The sequence below is a fragment of the Sandaracinaceae bacterium genome (assembly GCA_016706685.1).
Classification (GTDB): domain Bacteria; phylum Myxococcota_A; class Polyangia; order Polyangiales; family Houyiibacteriaceae; genus JADJJE01.
Genome location: JADJJE010000022.1, coordinates 1 through 20,396, shown reverse-complemented (window position 1 = coordinate 20,396; position 20,396 = coordinate 1). Strand labels below are relative to the sequence as shown.

The window sequence follows — 20,396 nt, the reverse complement described above, 5'->3', positions numbered from 1 at the left end:
AGGCTCAGCGCGGACGCAGCGCCCAGCCGCAGCCCGCGTTGACCGGTGCCAGCTCGGCCTCGGTGGGTGGAACGGTCATGAAGAGCGGCTCCGTGCGCTCGAAGCTGGCGCCCACGTTCCCACCCACGTTGCAGGTGCAGGTGACCCGCGTCGAGCCCTCCGCGACCGGCTCGCAGCGCACACCGCGGTCCTGGCCGTCCCAACATTCGACGAAGTCGAGTTCCGTGGTCGCGCCGCCGACTCCGAATGCCGTGTTCTGACAGACACCGTCGAAGCTACAGCCGAAGAGGCCGGCGAGGGCACAGAGGAGAGCGAGGTGTGCGACGCGCATCCCCAGAGGGTACGTCGACCGGCCCAGAGTCTTCCACCCGAACCCGTGTGCACGAGCCGCTGTTCGGCCGACAGCCAGCGGTGCTACACCAAGGGCGCCGCGCCCACCGAGGAGTGCGCGCGATGGACCTGCGAGCGACCCCACCCACCGTCTACGTCATGGACATCTCCTACTTCAGCGGGAAGGTGGAGGCCTACCTGCGCTACCAGGAGGTGCCGTACCGGCGCGTGGAAGCGAGCCTCGCGCCGCTGATCCTCGAGGTGGGACGCGCGACCGGCGTGATGCAGGTGCCCGCCATCCGCCTGGCCGACGGTCGCTGGCTGCGCGAGTCGAGCGCGATGCTGCGCTGGTTCGAAGAGCAGCACGGCATGGTGCCCGTGGTCCCGCGCGACCCGGCGCAAGCGTTCTTGGCGCGCCTCATCGAGGACTACTGCGACGAGTGGCTGTGGCGCCCGGCGATGTGGTGGCGCTGGATGCCGGAGGAGTCGTCGCGCCACGTGGGTGAGCGCATCGCCCGCGAGGTGCTGCACGAGCTGCCGCTGCCCACGCGGGCGGTGGCGCGCGCGTTCGCCGCCCGGCAGCGCCAGGCGTGGCTCGGCGGCGATGGCATGCACCGGGGCGTGAGCGACGCGGTGCGCGACATGTACTTCGAGGAGCTGCGCACGCTCACCGGGCTGCTCGAGGAGCGCCTGTTCCTGCTGGGCGGTCGCCCCAGCCTCGTGGACTTCGGCTACTTCGGGCCCATGTTCCGGCACTTCTACTGCGACCCCGACTCGGGCCGCGTCATGCGCCGGGAGGCACCGCTGGTGCACGCGTGGGTGGAGCGCGTGTGGGCCGCGCGCGCCAGCGCCCTGGGCGATGTCCCGCACGCGAGCGCGCCCATCGAGGGCGCTGCCTTCGACCCGCTGCTGCGCCGCATCGGTGAGCGCTACCTGTTGTATCTCCGCCGCAACGCCGAGGCGCGCCGCGCGGGCGAGGCCTCGTTCGACCTGCCCCTCGACTTCGGCACGCTGCGCGGGGTGCGCACGCACGCCTTCCGTTGCGCGTGTCGCAACCAACTGCGCGCGGACCTCCTGGCGCTGCCGGAGCCTGCGCGTGATCACGTGGAGCGCGTCATGGCGCCCCACGGCGGGCTGGGCGCGCTGACCGATCTGCCCCCGGTGCCGTCGGGCACCGAAGAGCCGCTGCGCTTGCCCATGGCACCGCGGGAGCTTCCGCCCGCCCCGCTGGTGGCCCGGATGGTGGCGTCGATGCTCGGCCGCGAGCCCGCGCGCGACTGACGGAGACGCTGAGACGCCCTCGACAGCGCCGCTTCCGTTCGGCATGTTGTGGAGAGTCGAGGGGAGCGCGCCATCCCGGTGCCTCCGTGGAGACACCCATGACCTGCAGTCCCGGCTTGGCCCACCGTCCTCGTCTCGCCGCCCTGGCGCTGCTCAGCGTGCTCGTCGGCTGTGGTGGAACCGGGGATGCACCGGTCGACTTGGGCCCGGGTCCGTCCGACCTGCCCAGGGACAACGTTGGCCCCGCCGTTCGCTACCGCATCACCGAACTCCACATCCCTACCCTCGCCGAGGCCAACGCCGACGTTCCCGTCGGGCACAACGTGGATCGCGTCGGCGACACGTGCGGCGTTCCCGACTTCGACGGCGGGGTAGACAACTCCTTGATCGACCTGTCGGCGGCGCTCGCGGACTTCGCGCCACCCGCTGAAGGGTTGATTCTGCAGGCGGCGATCGACGCCGCGCTCCACTGTGCGGAGGACGCCGAGCCCACCGAGTGCACGCGCCTCGATCTCTTCGTGAGCGTGGCATCCGGCACTGGACTCACCGTCGTCGAGATCGAGGACGGTGCGGGCACGACTCTCGCCGGCCCCTTCGTGGGCAGCCTCGATGGAAGCGGAAACCTCCGGGCGGTCACCTCGCAGCTCGACCTCACGATCCCCTACCACGCAGCGAGCGGTCCGGTGGACGTCCGCCTCGACATCGTCAGCATGATCCTGACCGCCAACCTCAGCGACAGCGCCATGACCAACATCGTCCTCGGGGGCGCCCTCCCGAGCAGCGCGTTCGAGGCGATGCTGATGGAGGTGCTGCCACTCTTGGCGGACGAGCCGACGTTCGAGGACGTCGAACCGATCCTCGCCAACCTCTACGACGTTCAGCTTTCGGGCCAGTGCTCCGCGTTATCCGTGGGCTTCACGGGGACCGCCACGCGGGTGCCCACGCCCTGAGGTCGTTTGCGCCATGACCCGCCCCCACCGCATGCCACCTCCGTCCGCGCTCGCCGCCCTGGCGCTGCTCAGCGTCGTCGCAGGCTGCGGAGCGACGTCGGAGGCGCCCGCGGACATGGGCCAGCCGGACCTGCCCCTCAGCATCAACCCAGACGACTACGGCCCTGCGGTCCGCTACCGCATCACCACGCTTCACATCCCGCACCCCACCGAGGTCGCCGCGGGCGCTCGTGCGGGTCACGACGTGGACGGCACGGGTGACGTCTGTGGCATGCCCGACTACCCGGGCAATGTCGACAACGCCTTCATGGACATGGCGTATCCCGCCATGGCGGGGACCGACCCGGTGTTCATGCCGGAGGAGGTGATCGACACCGCGATCAACTGCCCCACGGACGCGGAGCCGACCTCATGCACGCGCCTCGACCTCATCCTGAGCGTGAGCACTGGCGTGGGGCGTGCGCTCATCCACATCGAGGACGGTGAAGGCGCGGTCCTCGCCGGACCGTTCGCTGGCAGCTTGGCGGCCAACGGCGACTTCCGTGGCGTCACCGCGCGCTTCGACCTGGGGATTCCGTACCACTGGGAGGGCGGCGTGGCGGACTTCCGCCTGGACCTGACGAACGTCATCCTGACGGGCAACGTGGGCCCGAGCGCGATCAGCAACATGGTGCTGGGGGGCTTCGTGGTGCGCAGCGCGCTCGAGGAGATGTTCATGGCGCTCTTGCCCGCGTTCGGCGACGTCCGCTTCGAAGACATCGCACCCATCGTCGAGAACCTCTACGACGTGGAGCTCGAGGGCGACTGCTCCGCGCTGTCCGTGGGCTTCACGGGGTCCGCCGAGGTCTTGCCAGTCTTTGCCATGGGCTTACCCTGACGTTCTATGTAAGCGAGGGTGCGAAGCAAGCCGCGATCGGCTCGATCGATGCGTTGGAGAGCGCCTACGCCCACATCGCGCGTCACTCCGCCACGGGCTCCGCTCGCTACGCGCACGAGCTCGACGTGGCAGGCCTGCGCAGCTGGCCACTCGGCCGCTTCCCCTACCTCGTGTTCTACGTGGAGCGGGCGGACCATGTGGACGTGTGGCGCGTGCTGCACGCTGAACGGAACATTCCGGACTGGATGCGCGAGCCTGAGGTGACCTGACTCGACGGTCGTTTCACTCGTTGCACAGCGCGGCTCGATCGCCATTGATGACGCTGGATCTAGATGCTACTTCGCGGCACGCCAATCCGTTGGTGACTTACGCGAGGAGGGTCCATGACCGAGTCGAGAGCGATATTCGTGGTTGCGATGGTTCTGGTGCTGCTCACCCCTTGGGTGGCGGAGGCGCAGGAGCGCGACGAGGACGCAAGGCAGATCTTCCAGGCGGCGCAGCTGCTGTACGAGGACGGCGAATTCGAGCAGGCCGGACGCATGTTCGAGCGCGCCTACGAGCTCTCTCAGCGCACCTCGCTGCTCTACAACGCGTACCTCGCGTATCGCGACGGTCAGATGCAGGCGGACGCCGCGCGCGTGCTGCGGCAGTACCTGGACCAGCCGGACGCGCAGGATCGCGAGCGCCTGACGCCGCGCCTGGCGGCACTCGAGCGCGCCAACGCCGAGGGAGCCGTTGCGCCGGACGCAGTGAGCGAGCCACCCGTCGAGGCATCGTCGTCAGAGGATCCGGGTGACGCTGACGCGTCCGAGTCGTCCCCCAACGTGGCGGGCCCGGTGCTGGTGAGCGCCGGCGGCGCCATGCTCGCCGTGGGTGCGGTGATGGGCGTGTTGGCCAGCAAGGACGCCGACACGCTCGCTGACCGCTGCGTGGACTTCGTGTGTTCCCCCGATGACCGCAGCCTGCACGACCGCTCGCAGCGGCGCGGCAACGCGGGAACGGCGCTGCTCATCGGCGGCGGCGTGAGCGCGGTGGCCGGGGTGATCCTGTGGATCGTCATGGGCGGCGGCGACGACGCGGACGCAGAGCCCGCCCGCGCGCGGCTCGACTTGGGGTGTGATGGACGGGGCTGCGCGGCAGCCGTGAGGGGGACCTTCTGATGCGACACAGCACACCGATGTTCTTGCTGGCCCTGCTGACCGCCGTGGTCCCGGGCTGCAACTGCCTGAATGACCTCGACCGCTACAGCTTCGAGGGCGACGACGACATGGGGCCCACGGACCAGGGGCCCGACACGGGAGAGGACGACGACCTGGGCACCGACGGTGGCCCACTCACGGAGTGCACGGGCCTCGATGCCCCGCTGGACTATCGGATCGAGACCCTCGACATCCCCATCACCAGCGATGTGCTCGGCGACCGAGCACTCGGCCACGACGTGGACGGAGCGGGGTCGGCGTGCAGCGTCACGGACTTCGTCGGCGACGTGGACAACTCGTTCATGGGCCTGGCCGAAGCGCTCCCGGCGCTCAACCCCGCCCTGCCGGTGCGCTTCCAAGCAGACATCGACCGCGGCCTGTCATGTCTGGACAACGTGCCGTCCTGCAAGGCACCGCGCTGGACCGTGCGTGTGGAGCGAGGCACGGGCTGCGCCCAAATCACCATCCTCCACGGCTCGACGGCGGCGGTCCTCGCCGGGCCCTTCGTGGCCAGCGTCGACGGCTCGGGCAACGTGCGTGGCGAGTTCGACACGCTGGATTTCGAGATCGCCCACTACGTTCCGGGCAGCCCTACTGATTCGATTCCGTTCGTGATTCGCGACGGAATCTTCTCGGCGCGCATGAGCGAGCTGGCGCTGAGTGACATCGTGATTGGGGGCACGCTGCTCCAGTCGGAGCTCGAGGCCACGTTTGCGTTGGTGGCCGGGGACCTGAGCGATGGCTCCATCGAGTACGCCGACATCGCCGCCCTCTTGACGGACCGCTACGATGTGAGCGTGGGGGGCTCGTGCGAGCGCATGTCCATCGGCCTGCGCGCGACGGCTGCGCGCTGCCCCGGGACTTCTGCCCCAACCGTGTACCGTCTCACCACGATTCACATTCCGACCGGAGTAGAAGCCAACAATGGGGGGACTGTGGGTCATGATGTGGACGGAGTGGCGATGGCCTGTAGCCACCAAGACTTTCCCAACCAGGTCGACAACGATTTCATCGACTTTGCGGAAGATGCGCTTCCCGACTTCGACGCGAACATCGACCTCCAGGCATCCATCGACGCATCCCTCGGGTGCGCCATGACCGGAGCCAGCTGCGTGCGACAGGACATCTTCGTCTCCGTGGCCACGGGGGATGAGTGCGCGGTGGTCGCCGTCGCGTACGCTGCAGACAGCACTCAACTCGCGAGTCGCGTCGCGAGCCTGTCGGGTGGGGAACTGCAGGTTCGACTTCCGTTCTGGTACCTGGCGGTCCCCATCGTGCACAACACGGCGACCACCTACCAGAGCATGCGAATGGAGGATGTGATCCTGACAGCGGACGTCACGCCTTCCGCCCTCTCCAACGTGGTGATCGGCGGTCTCATCCCAGACATCGAGCTCGCGGGCTTCGTCCGCAGTCTCCTCGACACCTATGACAATGCCAACACCGACTTCATTGTCACGGAGTTCCTCCCCAACTTCCACGACATGGTCTATTTCGACGGCTGCAACGCGCTATCGATCGGGGTCACGGCCACGGGCACCGCGGTTCCCTGAGACCCCGCGGTGCCGTGAGGGCGCGGTGCGCGCCCGCCCTCACGCGCCCGTGTGCTTGGCGATCACGTCGATCGCCTCCTGGTAGTGGACCTTGCCGGTGGAGAACAGCGGCACGATCAGGCGGCTCACGCCCAGGTCCTCGAACTGCTTCACCGCGTCCGGCTGGGCGGCCACGCGCCAGGTGCCGGTGATCTCGATGCTGCCGTAGTCGCGGCCCACCTCGGCCGCGATGGTGCGCAGGTCAGCCAGCTGCTCGGCCAGCTGCTCGGGGCTGCCGCTGGGCGCGTACCAGCCGTCGCCCAGCTGAGCCACGCGCTTGAGGGCTTGCTTCGACGTGCCGCCCACCAGAAGCGGGGGGTGCGGTCGCTGCGCGGGCGTGGGGAAGCTCTTGAAGCCGCTCCAGTTGAGGAAGTCGCTCTGGTGCTCCACCACGTCGCCGCTCCAGACCTTCTTCATGGCCACCATGTAGTCGTTGAAGCGCGCGCCGCGGCGCTCGAAGGGCGTGCCCATGGCCACGAACTCCTCCTCGAGCCAGCCGATGCCGAGGCCCAGCAGGAGGCGCCCGCCGCTCAGCACGTCGATGCTGGCGGCCTGCTTCGCGAGCAAGAGCGGGTTGGTCTGCGGCAGGATGTTCACCCCCGTGCCGAGGCGGATGGTCTTGGTGACCGCGGCCACGTGCGCCAGTGAGATGAGCGGGTCGATGAACCAGCCCTCGGGCGAGATGGGCATCTTCCCCGACTTGTCGTACGGGTAGCGCGACTCGTAGTTCATGGGGACCATGGCGTGCTCGAAGGTCCAGACGGACTCGATGCCCGCGGCCTCCGCGTACTGCGCCAAGGGGATCATCTGCGTGGCCGCGTCGGGGCCACCCACATTGAGAGGGACGATGCCGATCTTCATGGGCGCGAGCGTACGCGCCCCTTCGCGTGAGCGCGAGGGGACTGGGCGCGCGCGTCAGTCGAGCGGCAGCCGCAGGTAGAACTGCTGCGCGTGGTAGGTCTCGCCGAAGCCTCCGGGGCCTGCGACCTCGTCGGTCATGATGGTGCCCGTGGCCCGCAGCGTGCCGGCTTCGAGGGCGGCGCGGCCCAGCGCCTCTTGCGGGCCCGAAGCGCCCACGCCCGTGAGGTCCAGCGCCGACACCAGCTCGCTGTCCTGCGTGTTGAGCGTGACCACGGGCAGGTTGAAGCACGGCTCCAGCACGCAGAGCATGCCGTTGTCCGACAGCTGGTGGAAGCTCGCGTCCAAGGCCGGCACGGTGAGCGGCGTGCCCCACTCGCTCACCCACGCCGCGCTCACGCGCAGGACGCCGAACACGCCGCCGACGCCGTAGCTGCGCTGCTCTTGAACGCCGTCCAAGAGGAAGCCGCCCGTGCCGCTGGTGGCGCGCTGTTGGTCCGCGGGGCTCAGCCCGCTCGCGGCCCAGTCGAGATCCGCCACGTAGCACTCGCTCGCGCGGGTGCCGTCGGCGCACAGCGTGTCCGCTTGGTTGACGGCCTGCAGGAAGTAGCCGCCACAGTTGGGCGAGGGGCAGCGGCGTCCGTCGTGGCGCGCGAGATACGCGGCGGCGGGCAGCGGGACGCCCAGATCCCCGACCACATCGCCATCCTGCGTGGCGGCGTCGCCGAGGCCCGCGTCACGGCCGCTGCCGCCACCGCCACACCCGGCCTGTGCCAGCGCGAGCCCGGCCAGCACGAGCGCCGCGCCGCTCGGACCCGTGCCCCGCGACCACCATCCACGAGAAGTCATCCGCACAGGGTGCCAGTCCCGACCGGCGCTGGCACCTGCGGAGACGCGGCTCAGTCGTCGAGACCCCCCTCGTAGGGCTCGTCGTCGTCATCATCGTCCTCGTCGTCGAGGTCGTCATCGACGCCATCATCCAAGCCGTCATCGTCCAGGTCATCGCCCGTGGACTCCCCGCCTGCGCCACCCGCCGAGGCTTCTTCTTCACCCGACGCCAGCAGCGAGAGCGCCAGCCCCTCGGCGCCCGTGGGCCACAGCCAGCTGGGGCGCGGGCGCTTCACGCCGTCTTCGTCTTCTTCGGGCTCGCAGCGGTCCACGCACGCACGCCAGCGCGCGGGGACGGCATGCACGCCGTGCACGGCACCCAGCAGCGCGCCCGCGATGACCGCGTTGCTGTCGCTGTCGCCGCCGCGGCCCACGGTCTCCACCAGGGCCTCCTCGAACGAAGCGCTGTGCAGCAGCACGTGGAAGGCGTTCTGCAGCGCGATGCGCACCCAGCCCTGCTTGTCGAGGAAGTCTCGCGGCGGGCCCTCTTCGGCGTCGCGCAGCGCACCGCGCACCAGCGGGTGAGCGTCGATGCGCGCCGCGTAGTCCTGCGCCGAAGCGAAGAGCGCGCGCGGGTCGGTCTCACCGCGAATGGCGCGCGCCAGCGTGACCGCGAAGACCGCGCTGGCCTGCTTCACGGCGGGGTGTGGGTGCGTGAGCGCCGCGTCTTCCATGGCCGCGCGCGCCACCCACTCGTCGCCGCGCCGCGCGCCGAAGATGGCGATGGGCGAGACACGCATCATGGCCCCGTTCGCCTGGCTGGACTGGTTGGCCCCGCGGCGCATGGCCGGCGCCACCTCCTCGTCGTGCTGGTAGGCGTGCTGCCCCGCCTTCACCGCCACCTCCACCGTGCTGCCGATGTCGAAGGGGTCCGACTCGTACCAGCGCAGGTAGTGCCGCGCGGCCGACTCCTCCACGTAGTCGCCCTCGTCCAGCAGCGACCAGGACAGCGCCAGCGCCATCTCGGAGTCGTCGGTGGGCTGCCCCGCCAGCGTGTCGAAGGTCCCGCCGTCGTGCATGTCGCGCACGCCATCCGGGTAGGCGGCCTGAATCTCGGCGGGCATCTTCCACTCCACCAAGCTGCCCAGGGCATCACCCGTGAGCTGTCCGTACCAACATCCCATCGCGCGAGCGCGCTCACCCTTGTTCATGACCATCTTTCTTCACGTCATAGCGCCCTAGCAGCGCCCTCGTCTCACTCAGGAACGCCTGCCGCGCGGGCTCCGGTCCCTCTAGCACGGCGTCGCCGCCCTGGGTTCGCAGCCAGGAGAAGACGCGCGCGGTGGCGCTGGCGCCGAACGGCCGCGCCTCGCCGCGCACGCGCAGCTGCAGCGTGACCTCGGGGGTCTCCCGCGCGTCGCTGGCCCCCGCCCCGAACAGCCCATCGCGCGTGTAGCGGCTGGCGTCGAAGCCCACGGGCGGCGTGAACGTGGCCTCGCTCAGCGCCACGCGCTTGAAGCGCTCCACCTTGAACGTCTTGTGGTCGTCGGCCACCACGTACCACGCGCCGCGCTGCTCGATGAGCGCCATGGGGTGCAGGCGCCGCTCGCTGAGCGCGTCTCTCCCGGCCGTGTAGTACTCGGCCTCGCACACGCGGTGCTCTCGCACGGCGCGCTCCAGCAGCCGCAGGTGCTCGTGCTGCTCGGTGAGCTCGCCCTCGGCGAAGACCACGTCGTCCACGCGCGCCACAAGCTCCCGCGCGCGCTCGCTGCCCAGCGCGAGCAGGCGCTCGGCCAGCGCCTCGGCGTCACTCGCCAGGCCCGGCACGGGGGCGTTGCGCAGCGGCGCCAGCACCAGCAGCAGCGCCAGCATCTCTTCCGGGCTGAAGCGCGGCGCGCGCGTGAACTGCTGCGGCAGCGCCACGTGCAGGCGCTCGCCCTCCATGTACAGGTCCACCAGCTCGTCGGGCGTGCCGTCGGGCGTGCCCACGAAGGCCACCTGGTCCACCAGCTTTCCGAGCGCGCGCCGCTCGATGCCGAGGCGCTCGCACACCTCGTTCACGGGCACGCCGTCAGGGTGCTGCGCCAGCCACGGCACCAGCACCAAGAAGCGCCCGAGGTCGCCCGTGAGGTCAGCCACGCGCGCCCTCCCCGTGAGCCGCCAGCACGGCCTCGAGCTGCGCCACCAGCGCCGCACGCGCCACCTTTGGCGACAGCAGCTCGGCGCGCGGCCCGAGCGACAGCACCTGCTGCACCAGGTGCGGCAGGTTGGTGGTGGTCAGCTCGAAGACACCATCGGCGCCGGGCTCGCCCCATGGCGCGCGCATCAGGAAGGCCACCTCCGGGTCCACGTGCACGCGGCAGGTCAGCGGCTCGCTCACCTCGTAGCGCAGCGGGTTCATCACGCTGTAGTCGGCCGCGCGGAAGCCCGTGGGGATCTCGTAGTCCGGCTGCGTGGGGCGCTTGTCGTTCACCACCAGCGACGCGATGCGCGACACGCGGAAGACGCGCGTGGTCTGTCGCCGGTGGTCGAAGCCGCACAGGTGCCAGACGCCGCTCTTCGAGAACAGGGCGAACGGATCCACGTCGCGCTCGCTCGGGGCGCTGCCCGGCTTCTGGTACACCAGCGTCACGCGCTTGCGCCGCCCGAGCGCCGCGCTCAGCTGCTCGAGCTGCTCGCTGACGGGCTCCTCGTGCGAGCGCCCGGGCATGACCAGCGGCGCGTGCGCGGGGTCGTCGCTGCCGCTCGGGTCCAGCTTGGCCAGCGCCAGCCGCAGCGCCGCGCGGTGCGGGAAGGCCTCGCTGCCCAGCGCCGCGCGCGCCGCCACCGTGAGGAGCGCGCGGTCACGCGGGCCCAGGTCGATGGGCGGCAGGTAGCTGGCGTCGGCGTCCAGCCAGTAGCCCTCTTGGCCTCCGTGCTCCGCCTGCTCCTCGCTCACGAAGCGCAGCACCAGGCCGATGCCCGCGAGCTCCGCCTTGTCGCGCTCGAACTTGCGGCGCGTGGCGTCCGGGCTGCCGTCGGCGTAGTCCGGGAACAGCTCGCGCAGCGCGTCGAGCGACACGGGGGCGCGCGCGGTCTGCAGCACGTGCACCAGGTCCAGCAGGCGCTCGAGCCGGTTCATCGCGCGGCCGCGGGGGTGTCGAAGCGCGCCCACAGGAAGATGCGCTTGAACGTGAAGAGGTAAGGCATGTCGGGGGGTCCCAGGATGCGCCGCAGGCGCGCCTCGTAGGATGCCAGGAACGCGCCGTACGCTGCCTCGTCATTCAGCGCAACGCGGATGGGATGCAGCGCCGTGCCGCGCACCCACTCGATGACCTCGAGCGGCCCCGCGAGCGCGTGCGGGAACACGCGCAGGTGCACGTTCAGCTGGCTGGCGCCGAGGCCGTGCAGGATCTCCACGTAGCGCTCCACCGTCTCCACGTTCTCGGCGGAGGCCACGCTGGGCAGCGGCCCCGGGAACAGCGCGCGCTGCTCGCCCACCGTGATGGCGATGGCCTGGTAGGCCGGGTGGTCGCCGTTGCACGGCAGCTGCACCGCCAGCTGTCCGCCTGGGGCCAGCTGCGCGCGCCAGTGGGCCAGCACGGCCGCGTGGTCGGGCGCCCAGTGCAGCGCCGCGTTCGAGAACATGACGTCCACGGGCGTGGGGCTCACGAAGGTGGCGAGGTCGCCTTGCTGAAAGCTCACGCTCTCGTCGGCGTGCTCGGCGGCGCTCTGCAACATGGCGTCACTCGAGTCCACGCCCACCACGCGCGCCACACCGAGGCGCCGCGGCAGCTCGCGCGTGAGCTCTCCCGGGCCGCACCCCAAGTCGTACGCGAGGCCAGAGCGGCAGGGCTCGCACAGCGCCACCAGCGCGTCGAAGGGTTGGCGTCGCTCGGCGGCGAAGCGGCGGTACTGGGCCGGGGACCAGACGTCCATGGCCCACGATGATGAACCCTTCGGCCTGGCCCCGATAGGGCCCAGGATTCATGACATGGGGTGCCCGCGTGGGTGCATGTGCGCGCAAGCATTGATGTTTTTCACCGATTTCAATATCATGTGAAAGCTATTGTGATTACAAGAGAATTACGAACACGCCGTGCGCGGCGATGCTAGATCGAGGGCTATGAGCACGTCATCCGTTGGAATCTCCGCCCTGGGCGTCCACTTCCCCTCCGCCGCCTTGCCCCTCGCCGAGCTGGGCGCGCTGCGCGGCGTGGACCCCAACAAGTACCTGTCCGGCCTGGGCTGCCACGAGATGGCGCTGTGCCCCGCGGGCACCGACGTGGTGACGCTGGCGGTCACCGCCGCGCGCCGCGCGCTCGACAGCTGGCAGGGCTCGCTGAGCGACATCGGCATGATCGTGGTGGGCACCGAGACGGCCAAGGACATGAGCCGCCCGCTGTCTGCTTGGGTGGCCGAAGAGCTGGGCCTCACGGGCGCCGTGCGCTCCTACGAAGTGAAGCACGCCTGCTACGGCGGCACGCTCGCGCTGCGCCAGGCCGTGGAGTGGCGGCGTTCCGGAGCCGCGCGCGGCAAGTCGGCGTTGGTCATCGCGGCCGACGTGGCGCTCTACGCGCCGGAAGACGGCGGCGAGCCCACGCAGGGCGCCGGCGCCGTGGCCATGATCGTGGGCACGCCGGACATCGCCGAGGTGGAGCTGCACAGCTTCCCGTACAGCCAGCCCGCCTTCGACTTCTGGCGCCCCGTGGGCCAGGCCTTCCCGAGCGTGGAGGGCCAGCTCTCGCTCGACTGCTACAAGACCGCCGCCGAGAGCTGCTTCGCGGACTACGTGGCCTTCCAACAGAGCGAGGGCGGGGCCGCCGGCGAGAGCCCACGCGCCATCCTGAACGCGCTGCACGCGGTGTGCTTCCACGTGCCCTTCCCCAAGATGGTGAAGAAGGCCGTGGCCGCCGTGGGCGAGCGCTTGGGCTTGGGCGAGGGCGAGACGTCTGCGTTCTTCGAAGACAAGGTGGCGCCCACCATGCGCGTGAACGCCCGCGTGGGGAACTGCTACACGGCCAGCCTGTGGGTCTCGGTGGCCAGCACGCTCGCCGGGCTGCCCAAGGGCACGCGCATCGGCGCGTTCTCGTATGGCAGCGGCTTCGGCGCCGAGCTGTTGACCCTGAGCGCTGGGCCGGCTGCGAAGGCGGGGGCGTGGATGCCGACGGCCGAGCGCGACCTGAACGAGCGGCAGATGCTGACGGCGGGCGAGTATGCGGCGCTGCGGGCGGGGCACGCGAAGCACTGAGCAGGCGTGGTCAGGGGAGGGTGCGGCGACGGCGGACGCGCCACACGAGGGCGACCATGAAGGCCCCCGCCAAGGGGCTTGGTGTGCCGCTGCCCACGGTCGCTCGGCAGGAGCCCCCCGCGTGCTCCTCGCCCTCATCGAGGGCGTCGTCGCCACATGCCACCGCGGCGGGCGCGGACCACGCGGTGGTGGGTGACTGGCGCCCATGCACATCGAGCGAGACCAGCGCCTCACCGGGCGGGACGTACCAGATGCCCCACTGGCGAGCGGAGCCCGTGTGCGCCGTGCCGTAGGGCAACACGCCCGCGAGGAGCCCGTTGGCGTCGACCCACGCGGCCGCGATACCGTCTCCCGAGATGGTGACGGGCGTGCTGAGGACGCTCTCCCGCGAGCAGCAGGCGGTGGAACCACCCCAGCAGACGTCGCAGAAGGAAGCCTCGGCGACGACCTCGGGTGCGCTCGGCGCGCTGCTCGGTGCCTGATCCTCCACCGTGTAGGAAGCGACCTGGGAGAGCGGCAGGATGTTGGAGCCGCGCGACGCGAACACGATGACGTCGGTGAGGGCGGTGGCGTCGAAGCTGATCACCGCGCCGTTTCGCACGAGCGCGAAGCTGAACGGAACCGGCGCGCCCGCCCCGTCGGTGACCGCGAAGACGCCTTCGAGGCTGGATGCCCCGTAGCCCGAAATCATGAGCACGAGCTGAACCGGACCAGCTGGCAGCACCGCGCCGCTCGCTGGGCGCGCCGAGTAGGACGGCAGCGGGGGAGAGCAGGCGGCCGCCGTCTGGACAGAGAGCGATGCCGCGACGGCCAGCGCGGCTCCGATCATCGCTGCTCCTGGCCAACGGCGTGGCGTGCGTCCCTGCATCGCTGCAGGGTAGCGGAGCCCGCCGAGTGTTGCCATCGCGCTCGCCATCCACGAAGCTGTGTTCATGCACGTGAGGCTGGGGACCACGGTTTGGACTGCGACTGCGCTCATCTTGGGCGCCTGCGAGGCGAGCCCCCCCGACGCCCAGCCCCAGCCCGACGCGGGGGTGCCCAGCGTCGGCGTGATGCTGACGCCCGTGCAAGCGTGGAGCTTGCGCGTGAGCGACATCGACTTCCGCGGAGATGGTGGAGACCTGCCGGGATACGAGCTCGAGGACCGATACGACCCGTGCGGGGATGAGACGTTCGGCATCGACAATGCCTTCGCCGAGATGGTGGACGCGTATGCGGCGCTGTCCACAACTCGGTACCCCAGCCTGGACCTCGAAGCGCTCGCCCACGAAGCCCTCGCTTGCAGCGCAGGCCCAGACTGCGCACCACTCCGCTTGCTGGCCCACAGCAACGACACCGGCGCGACGTGGGTCGGCCAAGAAGGTGTGGGAGTTGCGTGGGGCCCGCTGGACGCCGAGGGCGGCGTGCTGCTGAACGGACGTGGGCGTGGGGACGCCACCCTCGAGATTCCAGCGCTGGACGTGGCGGGTGATGTCGTCGCGCTGCCGATCGCGATCCATGAGGTTCGCCTGGGCGTGCGGACGGCACGAGCCGACCTGATCGAGATCCTGGTGGGCGGGTGGATGGACGAGGCGGGCTTCGTTGCGCTGGCCGAGGCGCTGCAACGGCTCGGGGCATCGGGCGAGCTCCTGGATGAGTCCGGCCAGATCTTCGAGAACCTGACGGACATCCGGTTCGCTTCCGGCGGTGTGTGCCGCTACACCGGGCTCTCGGTCGGGTTCGTGATCCGCGCCACGCCGGCCGCCAGCGCCCTCCCCTGAACCGCCGCCCCCTTGCCATCGTCGCCTCTCTCTGACAAGTCTGTCCCCCTCATGAGCCGAACGATGACGCGTGACGAAATTTTCTCGGAGATCGTGGAGATCCTCTCCGACACCTTCGAGCTCGAGAAGGCCCAGATCAAGCCCGAGTCCACGCTGTACGAGGACCTCGACCTCGACAGCATCGACGCCGTGGACATCTTCGTGCAGCTGCGCGACATGACCGGGCGCCGGCCGGACCCCGAGACGGCCAAGCAGATTCGCACCGTGGACGAGCTGATCACGTTCGTGGAGAACGAGATCGCGGCAGCGGCGCGCGGCGAGGCCGAGCCCGACGTGACGCTGCCCGGCGGCGGCGGCAGCAACAGCTGAGCGCGATGGGGGAGCTCACCCACCTGCTGGCGCGCATCCCGCACCGCGGGCCCATGTGCTTCATCGACGACGTGATCTCGGTCACCGCCAGCTCCGTCGAGACCACCATGACGCTGCGCGCGGACCACATCCTGGCCGTGGATGGGCTGGTGTCGCCCATTGCGGCCATCGAGCTGTTTGCGCAGAGCGCGGCGGTGCTCATGAGCCACCGCACCAGCGGCACGGACCCGAACCCCGTGGCGGGCGCGCTCTTGGGCACGCGCGGCGTGGACTTCCTCGTGCCCAGCATGCGCGTGGGCGACGTGCTGCGCGTGGTGGCCACCGAGAGCTGGGGGGCTGGGGCGCTGGCTCAGTTCGATTGCGAGCTGTTCCGTGGTCCGGACAGCGAGCTGTGCGCGCGCGGGACGATCAACGTGGTGGGCGAGGCGCTGCCGCCGCGTTGAAGCGGTGGGGTGGAGGCTGGGGATTCCACTCATCTCGCAGGCGGCCGAGTCGCCTTGCTGCAAGGTGTTGTGGGCACCGATGGCTCGAGTCTGAGGATTCAACACATCTTGCTAGGGGGCCGAATCGGCTTGCTGCAAGGCACTATGGGCACCCCGGGTTGAAACCTTTCAAGCCGGGGTGCCAATTCCCCTTGAAACAGGACCGATTCATGCTGACAAGAGCCTGCCAAGACTTGTGTCGAGTGATCAGGCTCAAGCCATGGGTGCCAATCGAGCGCCGCCCCCGGAACTGGGCTCGCGCGCCCACGACGGATCGGGCAGGATGCGCCGCATGGTGGACACCAACACACACCTCGCCATCGACGCCACGTGGGTGGGGCGGCCGCTCTCGCTGAGCGAGGGGCAGGCGCAGGCCACGCTCACCACGCACGCGGGCATGGCGGCCGACGCGCGCGGGCTGGTGCACGGCGGCTTCGTGTTTGGCCTGGCGGACTACGCGGCCATGCTGGCCGTGAACGACCCGTTCGTGGTGCTGGGATCTTCGGAAGCGCGCTTCTTGAAGCCCGTGGTGGTGGGTGACGTGGTGGTGGCCAGCGCGGTGCGCGAGTCCACGGCCGGCAAGAAACACATCGTGAAGGTGACGTGCACGCGCGCGGACGAGCCCGTGTTCGAGGGCACCTTCACCTGCTTCGTGCTCCCAGGGCACGTACTAGGAGACAAGTCATGAAGGGCACCAACGGCGGCAAGCTCATTGCGGATGTGCTGCGCAAGCAGGGCGTGGAGTTCGTGTTCACGCTGTGCGGCGGGCACATCTCGCCCATCTTGGTGGAGAGCCAGCGCGCGGGCATTCGCGTGGTGGACATGCGCGACGAAAAGAACGCGGTGTTCGCCGCCGACGCCATGGCGCGCATGACGGGCGTGCCCGGGGTGGCCGCCGTGACCGCGGGCCCGGGCGTGACCAACACGCTCACCGCCATCCAGAACGCGTACATGGCGCAGTCGCCGCTCATCTTGCTGGGCGGGGCCACGGCCACCGCGCTGCGCGGGCGTGGGGCGCTGCAGGACATCGACCAGATCTCGCCCATCCAGTCCATGGTGAAGATGACGCGCCAGGTGAAGCGCGTGAAGGACCTGGTGCCTGCCCTCGAGGAGGGCTTCGAGGTGGCGCTCGACGGCGTGCCCGGGCCCGTGTTCATCGAGTGCCCGGTGGACTTACTCTACTCGCAGGAGCTGGTGCGCGGCATGTACGGCGACATGACCGGCGGCGGCAAGAGCGACTCGCTGCCCATGAAGGCGCTGCACGCGGTGGCCATGGCGCACTTGTTCCGCACCTTTCAGGGGGCCGACAAGGTGGTGGCCAAGACCCCCAAGCGGCCGCCCGTGCCCAGCCCCGCGCGCAACGAGGTGAAGCAGATTGCGGCCATGCTGGAGAACGCGCGCAAGCCCGTGGTGGTGATGGGCAGCCAGAGCGTGGTGGAGAGCATGGAGGCCCACCAGGTGGCCGACGCGCTGCGCACGCTGGGCGTGCCCGTGTTCCTGGGCGGCTGTGCGCGCGGGCTCCTGGGCCGCAGCGGCAGCGACATCCAGTTCCGGCACGCGCGCGGAAAGGCCCTGAAGGAGGCCGACTTCGTGCTGGTGTGCGGCTTCCCGTTCGACTTCCGCATGGGATACGGCCTGGGCATCAACAGCAAGGCGCAGGTGGTGACCGTGAACCGCAACCCGGTGGAGCTCACCAAGAACCGGCGGCCCACGCTGGCCGTGCTGGCCGACGCCGGGCGCACCCTGCAGGAGCTGGCGCGCGTGGCGCGGCCTTCGAAGCTGGCCTGGGAGCCGTGGTTCGCCACGCTGCGCAAGAGCGAGCAGAAGCGCGACACCGAGATCGAGCAGCAGGCCGCGGTGAAGACCGAGTACATCAACCCGCTCATGCTGTGCCGCGCCATCGAGGACGTGATGTCCGACGACGCGGTCATCGTGGTGGACGGCGGCGACTTCGTGGCCACGGCCAGCTACATCGTGCGCCCGCGCAACCCGCTGTGCTGGCTGGACCCGGGCGTGTTCGGCACGCTGGGCGTGGGCGGCGGCTATGCAGCCGGCGCGGCGCTGGCGCGGCCCTCGGCGGAGACCTGGCTCTTCTGGGGCGACGGCAGCAGCGCCTACAGCCTGGCCGAGTTCGACACCTACGTGCGCCACGGCCTGCCCGTGATCGCCGTGATTGGCACCGACGGCAGCTGGGCGCAGATCGCGCGCGACCAGAGCCACCTCCTGGGCAGCGACTGCGGCACCGTGCTGCGTCGCACCGACTACCACAAGGTGGCCGAAGGCTACGGCGGCGTGGGCCTGCTGGTGAAGGACCCGGCCGACGTGCCGCGCGTGCTGGCCGAGGCCAAGGAGCACGCCAGGAACGGGCGCCCCGTGTGCATCAACGCGTGGATCGGCGCCACCGACTTCCGCAAGGGCTCGCTGAGCATCTGACGCGCGGTGGTGTTGAGTGCGCGCAGCCGGGGGGTGTTGGTGGCCTTGGTGGTCACCGCCGTGCCTGTGGCGTGGGGCGTGGAGACGGGGCTGCGGGCGGTGCTGTTCCCGCCGGAGTTCGAGGAGCTGCGCGGGATGCTGCGGCCGGAGTTGACGGTGGTGGCGCGTGGGCTGGTGGTGGTGACACTGGCGCTGGTGTGGCCCACCTGGGCGCTGATGCGGTGGCTGGCGCGGCGGCGGTTGCGGATGCTGCCCGGGCGGCGGCCTGACTTGCGGGCGGGGGTGCGGCTGGTGGCGTTCCTCGGGGCGAGCAGCGTGCTGCAGGTGCCGGGGGTGATCGCGACGTTCGCGTTCATGTTTGGGGCCGAGGTGCGGCCTGTGGCGGGGGTGGTGGTGACCGGGACGCTGGGGTTGCTGGGGCTGGGTTGGGTCACCCTGCGGGACTGTGTTCGCGAGGGGCCGGCGGGGGCTGAAAAAATCCTTGACGGCCCCCCGTCGGCACCGTAGATAAGCGGCCCTCGCGGGAATAACTCAGTGGTAGAGTGCAACCTTGCCAAGGTTGAAGTCGTGGGTTCGAATCCCATTTCCCGCTCCCAGATTTGCTTGTGATTCCGGTCGGTTAGTTTGCGCTAGCCGGCCGTTTTCGTTTGGGGCTTTTGGAGGTCGACCCTTTGCTCGACCCTTTTGACGGACTACGGCGCTACGGGCACAGCGAGGCCGATGAGGCCCGCGATGGCGTCACCGCTGGCTCGGGCCTCGACGGCGCCCACCATGCTGTAGTGCTCGCGCATCCTGTCGGTCTGGTGACCGATGATGCTCGCCGCGACGACGGGGTCCACCGGGGCCAGCCGGAGCAGGTCGGTGGCCGTGTGACGAAGACCGTGGATGGTCACCTTGCGAGTGACGCCGATCTTCCGGAGCACCGCTCGGTGGCGACCGCTCTCCGAGCCGTTCGAGCGGACCTTCCCGTTCGAAGACGGGAAGACCCAGCCGGCGCTCAGCCCGGGGGCCTGGGTGGCCACCAGCTGTAGGCGATGCTCTCGCAGCACCCGAGCCAGGTGAGCCGGAAACGGGACGCGCCGCGTGCGGTTCGTCTTCGTCTCCTTCAGCTCGCCGCGCACGTGAGAGCGGCGCACGGTGAGGGCGCCGCCTGCCTCGGCCGCCGACACGTCGTCCCAGCGCAGCGCGGTGGCCTCACCCCAGCGCATGCCCGTGAGGGCTAGCGTCAGGATCAGGGGGTAGCGGTCCGGGTAGGTCTGCTCCCACGCGATGAGGTACTGGCGCAGCTCAGCGACGCTGAGCGCGTTGTCCTCGTCCGCGTCGGCGCGCAGCTTGAGCGGCTTCACGTCCTTCGCGATGTTCCGCGCGATGAGGCCGTCACGCTCGGCGTAGCTGAGGATGCAGATGAGCTGCGTCCTCCACGAGTTCACGGTGTTGGGCTTGTGGCGCTTCACCTCGCGCAGCATCCACTGCTCGATGTCCTTTGGACGAAGGGCGTCGAGGTAGAGGTCGCCGAGGCCCGGCACGATGTGCAGGTCCAAGGCGGTGGCGTACTTCTGCGCCGTGGACCTGGCGAGGTCACCGCGTGCGAGCGAAGTGCTCAGCCACGAGTGCGCGCAGGTCCCCACCGTCAGGCGTTCGACCTTCGTGCGGTCCTCCGCCATCCCCTGCTGGAGCTGTACGCGCAGCGCCTCTCGCTCGCTTCGAGCGGAGCGCAGGCTCCCCTCGAACTCCTGGCACTTCGCGTAGCGCTTCCCCGTCGTCGAGTCTGTGATCCGGACCCGGAGACGGAATGTGTTCTTGTTCAGTTGGCAAATGCCGGGCTCGACCCGGCGCTCTTGGTGATTCGTCATGATGGAGTTCTCCCGTCACGACGCCCACGCTCGGTCTCACCCGCAGCATAGCTATCGCATCGGACTTGCGAAACACGAGGGTGCGTCCCCGCCTGCCAACGGCCTGGAGCTCGCCTCGGCGGACGGCCATGTGCACGCCCGCGCGGGTGCGGTAGCCGAGCAGCTCGGCGACCTGCCCGGTGGTGAGGTAGGTCTCCCCGAGGTACTCTGCGCGCAGGGCGTGCGAGCGCGGCCCCGTCACGGCATCCGTGTCGGGTTCTGGGCGGCGCTCGGGCTGTGCCTCGCTTGGCATAGGGCGCGGAATAGCAAGGGAGGCTCGGCGTGGCGCTTGCTGTAAGTCCCCTCTTGAGCGCA

At 70.0% G+C, this 20,396-nt stretch carries 22 protein-coding genes and 1 tRNA gene; 14 read left to right on the top strand and 9 right to left on the bottom strand.

All coding sequences use genetic code 11. The annotated features are described in order from the left end of the window. Nucleotides 1-4: 4 nt before the first annotated feature. Nucleotides 5-331, bottom strand: a complete 327-nt coding sequence (locus IPI43_24030; protein ID MBK7777158.1) for a hypothetical protein — start codon at nucleotides 329-331, stop codon at nucleotides 5-7. Between the two features lie 122 nt (nucleotides 332-453). Here IPI43_24030 and IPI43_24025 point away from each other — a divergent pair, with 122 nt between their 5' ends. The 6 genes from IPI43_24025 to IPI43_24000 all read left to right on the top strand — a co-directional run bounded on the left by IPI43_24025 (nucleotide 454) and on the right by IPI43_24000 (nucleotide 6,190). After that, nucleotides 454-1,611 carry a glutathione S-transferase gene (locus IPI43_24025; GenBank protein MBK7777157.1) on the top strand — a complete coding sequence of 386 codons (1,158 nt, stop codon included), beginning with the start codon at nucleotides 454-456 and terminating at the stop codon, nucleotides 1,609-1,611. A 98-nt stretch (nucleotides 1,612-1,709) separates the two neighbouring features. Further along, complete coding sequence (locus IPI43_24020) at nucleotides 1,710-2,561, top strand: hypothetical protein (GenBank protein ID MBK7777156.1); 852 nt, start codon at nucleotides 1,710-1,712, stop codon at nucleotides 2,559-2,561. A 13-nt stretch (nucleotides 2,562-2,574) separates the two neighbouring features. Then, a complete protein-coding gene (locus IPI43_24015) occupies nucleotides 2,575-3,438 on the top strand; it encodes a hypothetical protein (protein MBK7777155.1) in 864 nt (287 codons plus the stop codon). After that, complete coding sequence (locus IPI43_24010) at nucleotides 3,435-3,707, top strand: type II toxin-antitoxin system RelE/ParE family toxin (protein MBK7777154.1); 273 nt, start codon at nucleotides 3,435-3,437, stop codon at nucleotides 3,705-3,707. The genes IPI43_24015 and IPI43_24010 overlap by 4 nt, the downstream gene beginning before the upstream one ends. Before the next feature lie 156 nt (nucleotides 3,708-3,863). Beyond that, nucleotides 3,864-4,598: a hypothetical protein gene (locus tag IPI43_24005; protein ID MBK7777153.1), complete on the top strand. Its 735-nt coding sequence runs from the start codon at nucleotides 3,864-3,866 to the stop codon at nucleotides 4,596-4,598. Then, on the top strand, nucleotides 4,598-6,190 hold the full coding sequence (locus IPI43_24000; GenBank protein ID MBK7777152.1) for a hypothetical protein: 1,593 nt from the start codon (nucleotides 4,598-4,600) through the stop codon (nucleotides 6,188-6,190). The genes IPI43_24005 and IPI43_24000 overlap by 1 nt, the downstream gene beginning before the upstream one ends. 39 nt (nucleotides 6,191-6,229) lie before the next feature. Here IPI43_24000 and IPI43_23995 read toward each other — a convergent pair whose 3' ends face one another. The 6 genes from IPI43_23995 to IPI43_23970 are packed head-to-tail and all read right to left on the bottom strand — an operon-like array spanning nucleotide 6,230 to nucleotide 11,833. Continuing rightward, the gene (locus IPI43_23995; protein MBK7777151.1) at nucleotides 6,230-7,090 is read right to left on the bottom strand and encodes a TIGR03619 family F420-dependent LLM class oxidoreductase; all 861 of its coding nucleotides are present in this window, start codon (nucleotides 7,088-7,090) and stop codon (nucleotides 6,230-6,232) included. 54 nt (nucleotides 7,091-7,144) lie between these two features. Next, a complete protein-coding gene (locus IPI43_23990; protein ID MBK7777150.1) occupies nucleotides 7,145-7,936 on the bottom strand; it encodes a hypothetical protein in 792 nt (263 codons plus the stop codon). Nucleotides 7,937-7,986: 50 nt separating this feature from the next. Continuing rightward, nucleotides 7,987-9,132 (bottom strand): ADP-ribosylglycohydrolase family protein, encoded by a 1,146-nt coding sequence (locus IPI43_23985; protein ID MBK7777149.1) that lies wholly within the window; start codon nucleotides 9,130-9,132, stop codon nucleotides 7,987-7,989. Continuing rightward, nucleotides 9,113-10,054: a WYL domain-containing protein gene (locus tag IPI43_23980; GenBank protein MBK7777148.1), complete on the bottom strand. Its 942-nt coding sequence runs from the start codon at nucleotides 10,052-10,054 to the stop codon at nucleotides 9,113-9,115. The genes IPI43_23985 and IPI43_23980 overlap by 20 nt, the downstream gene beginning before the upstream one ends. Continuing rightward, nucleotides 10,047-11,036, bottom strand: a complete 990-nt coding sequence (locus IPI43_23975; protein MBK7777147.1) for a WYL domain-containing protein — start codon at nucleotides 11,034-11,036, stop codon at nucleotides 10,047-10,049. The genes IPI43_23980 and IPI43_23975 overlap by 8 nt, the downstream gene beginning before the upstream one ends. Next, the gene (locus IPI43_23970; protein MBK7777146.1) at nucleotides 11,033-11,833 is read right to left on the bottom strand and encodes a methyltransferase domain-containing protein; all 801 of its coding nucleotides are present in this window, start codon (nucleotides 11,831-11,833) and stop codon (nucleotides 11,033-11,035) included. The genes IPI43_23975 and IPI43_23970 overlap by 4 nt, the downstream gene beginning before the upstream one ends. 187 nt (nucleotides 11,834-12,020) lie before the next feature. On the opposite strand from IPI43_23970, the gene IPI43_23965 reads away from it, so the two are divergent. Next, entirely contained in the window at nucleotides 12,021-13,145 is a 1,125-nt protein-coding gene (locus IPI43_23965) for a hydroxymethylglutaryl-CoA synthase family protein (GenBank protein MBK7777145.1), read from the top strand. Between the two features lie 10 nt (nucleotides 13,146-13,155). Here the strand turns inward: IPI43_23965 and IPI43_23960 are convergent, their stop codons facing one another. Beyond that, the gene (locus IPI43_23960) at nucleotides 13,156-13,836 is read right to left on the bottom strand and encodes a hypothetical protein (GenBank protein ID MBK7777144.1); all 681 of its coding nucleotides are present in this window, start codon (nucleotides 13,834-13,836) and stop codon (nucleotides 13,156-13,158) included. A gap of 241 nt (nucleotides 13,837-14,077) precedes the next feature. Here IPI43_23960 and IPI43_23955 point away from each other — a divergent pair, with 241 nt between their 5' ends. The 7 genes from IPI43_23955 to IPI43_23925 all read left to right on the top strand — a co-directional run bounded on the left by IPI43_23955 (nucleotide 14,078) and on the right by IPI43_23925 (nucleotide 18,781). Next, the gene (locus IPI43_23955; GenBank protein ID MBK7777143.1) at nucleotides 14,078-14,905 is read left to right on the top strand and encodes a hypothetical protein; all 828 of its coding nucleotides are present in this window, start codon (nucleotides 14,078-14,080) and stop codon (nucleotides 14,903-14,905) included. A gap of 63 nt (nucleotides 14,906-14,968) precedes the next feature. Continuing rightward, nucleotides 14,969-15,274 carry an acyl carrier protein gene (locus IPI43_23950; GenBank protein ID MBK7777142.1) on the top strand — a complete coding sequence of 102 codons (306 nt, stop codon included), beginning with the start codon at nucleotides 14,969-14,971 and terminating at the stop codon, nucleotides 15,272-15,274. Nucleotides 15,275-15,279: 5 nt separating this feature from the next. Beyond that, the gene (locus IPI43_23945) at nucleotides 15,280-15,717 is read left to right on the top strand and encodes a hypothetical protein (GenBank protein ID MBK7777141.1); all 438 of its coding nucleotides are present in this window, start codon (nucleotides 15,280-15,282) and stop codon (nucleotides 15,715-15,717) included. A 334-nt stretch (nucleotides 15,718-16,051) separates the two neighbouring features. Next, on the top strand, nucleotides 16,052-16,444 hold the full coding sequence (locus tag IPI43_23940; protein ID MBK7777140.1) for a PaaI family thioesterase: 393 nt from the start codon (nucleotides 16,052-16,054) through the stop codon (nucleotides 16,442-16,444). Then, nucleotides 16,441-18,189, top strand: coding sequence for a thiamine pyrophosphate-binding protein (locus IPI43_23935; protein ID MBK7777139.1), 1,749 nt, complete (start codon nucleotides 16,441-16,443; stop codon nucleotides 18,187-18,189). The genes IPI43_23940 and IPI43_23935 overlap by 4 nt, the downstream gene beginning before the upstream one ends. Before the next feature lie 12 nt (nucleotides 18,190-18,201). Further along, nucleotides 18,202-18,696 carry a hypothetical protein gene (locus IPI43_23930; GenBank protein MBK7777138.1) on the top strand — a complete coding sequence of 165 codons (495 nt, stop codon included), beginning with the start codon at nucleotides 18,202-18,204 and terminating at the stop codon, nucleotides 18,694-18,696. Nucleotides 18,697-18,709: 13 nt separating this feature from the next. Next, nucleotides 18,710-18,781, top strand: a tRNA-Gly gene (locus IPI43_23925). 100 nt (nucleotides 18,782-18,881) lie between these two features. On the opposite strand, the gene IPI43_23920 is transcribed toward IPI43_23925, so the two are convergent. Further along, complete coding sequence (locus tag IPI43_23920; protein MBK7777137.1) at nucleotides 18,882-20,042, bottom strand: site-specific integrase; 1,161 nt, start codon at nucleotides 20,040-20,042, stop codon at nucleotides 18,882-18,884. Nucleotides 20,043-20,396: the final 354 nt, after the last annotated feature.

Excerpts from the sequence above, each read along its gene's own strand:
- IPI43_24030 (MBK7777158.1), bottom strand. The coding sequence starts at position 331 with ATGCGCGTCGCACACCTCGCTCTCCTCTGTGCCCTCGCCGGCCTCTTC.
- IPI43_24025 (MBK7777157.1), top strand. The coding sequence starts at position 454 with ATGGACCTGCGAGCGACCCCACCCACCGTCTACGTCATGGACATCTCC.
- IPI43_24020 (MBK7777156.1), top strand. The coding sequence starts at position 1,710 with ATGACCTGCAGTCCCGGCTTGGCCCACCGTCCTCGTCTCGCCGCCCTG.
- IPI43_24015 (MBK7777155.1), top strand. The coding sequence starts at position 2,575 with ATGACCCGCCCCCACCGCATGCCACCTCCGTCCGCGCTCGCCGCCCTG.
- IPI43_24000 (MBK7777152.1), top strand. The coding sequence starts at position 4,598 with ATGCGACACAGCACACCGATGTTCTTGCTGGCCCTGCTGACCGCCGTG.
- IPI43_23995 (MBK7777151.1), bottom strand. The coding sequence starts at position 7,090 with ATGAAGATCGGCATCGTCCCTCTCAATGTGGGTGGCCCCGACGCGGCC.
- IPI43_23990 (MBK7777150.1), bottom strand. The coding sequence starts at position 7,936 with ATGACTTCTCGTGGATGGTGGTCGCGGGGCACGGGTCCGAGCGGCGCG.
- IPI43_23985 (MBK7777149.1), bottom strand. The coding sequence starts at position 9,132 with ATGGTCATGAACAAGGGTGAGCGCGCTCGCGCGATGGGATGTTGGTAC.
- IPI43_23975 (MBK7777147.1), bottom strand. The coding sequence starts at position 11,036 with ATGAACCGGCTCGAGCGCCTGCTGGACCTGGTGCACGTGCTGCAGACC.
- IPI43_23970 (MBK7777146.1), bottom strand. The coding sequence starts at position 11,833 with ATGGACGTCTGGTCCCCGGCCCAGTACCGCCGCTTCGCCGCCGAGCGA.
- IPI43_23965 (MBK7777145.1), top strand. The coding sequence starts at position 12,021 with ATGAGCACGTCATCCGTTGGAATCTCCGCCCTGGGCGTCCACTTCCCC.
- IPI43_23960 (MBK7777144.1), bottom strand. The coding sequence starts at position 13,836 with ATGATTTCGGGCTACGGGGCATCCAGCCTCGAAGGCGTCTTCGCGGTC.
- IPI43_23955 (MBK7777143.1), top strand. The coding sequence starts at position 14,078 with ATGCACGTGAGGCTGGGGACCACGGTTTGGACTGCGACTGCGCTCATC.
- IPI43_23950 (MBK7777142.1), top strand. The coding sequence starts at position 14,969 with ATGACGCGTGACGAAATTTTCTCGGAGATCGTGGAGATCCTCTCCGAC.
- IPI43_23945 (MBK7777141.1), top strand. The coding sequence starts at position 15,280 with ATGGGGGAGCTCACCCACCTGCTGGCGCGCATCCCGCACCGCGGGCCC.
- IPI43_23935 (MBK7777139.1), top strand. The coding sequence starts at position 16,441 with ATGAAGGGCACCAACGGCGGCAAGCTCATTGCGGATGTGCTGCGCAAG.
- IPI43_23920 (MBK7777137.1), bottom strand. The coding sequence starts at position 20,042 with ATGACGAATCACCAAGAGCGCCGGGTCGAGCCCGGCATTTGCCAACTG.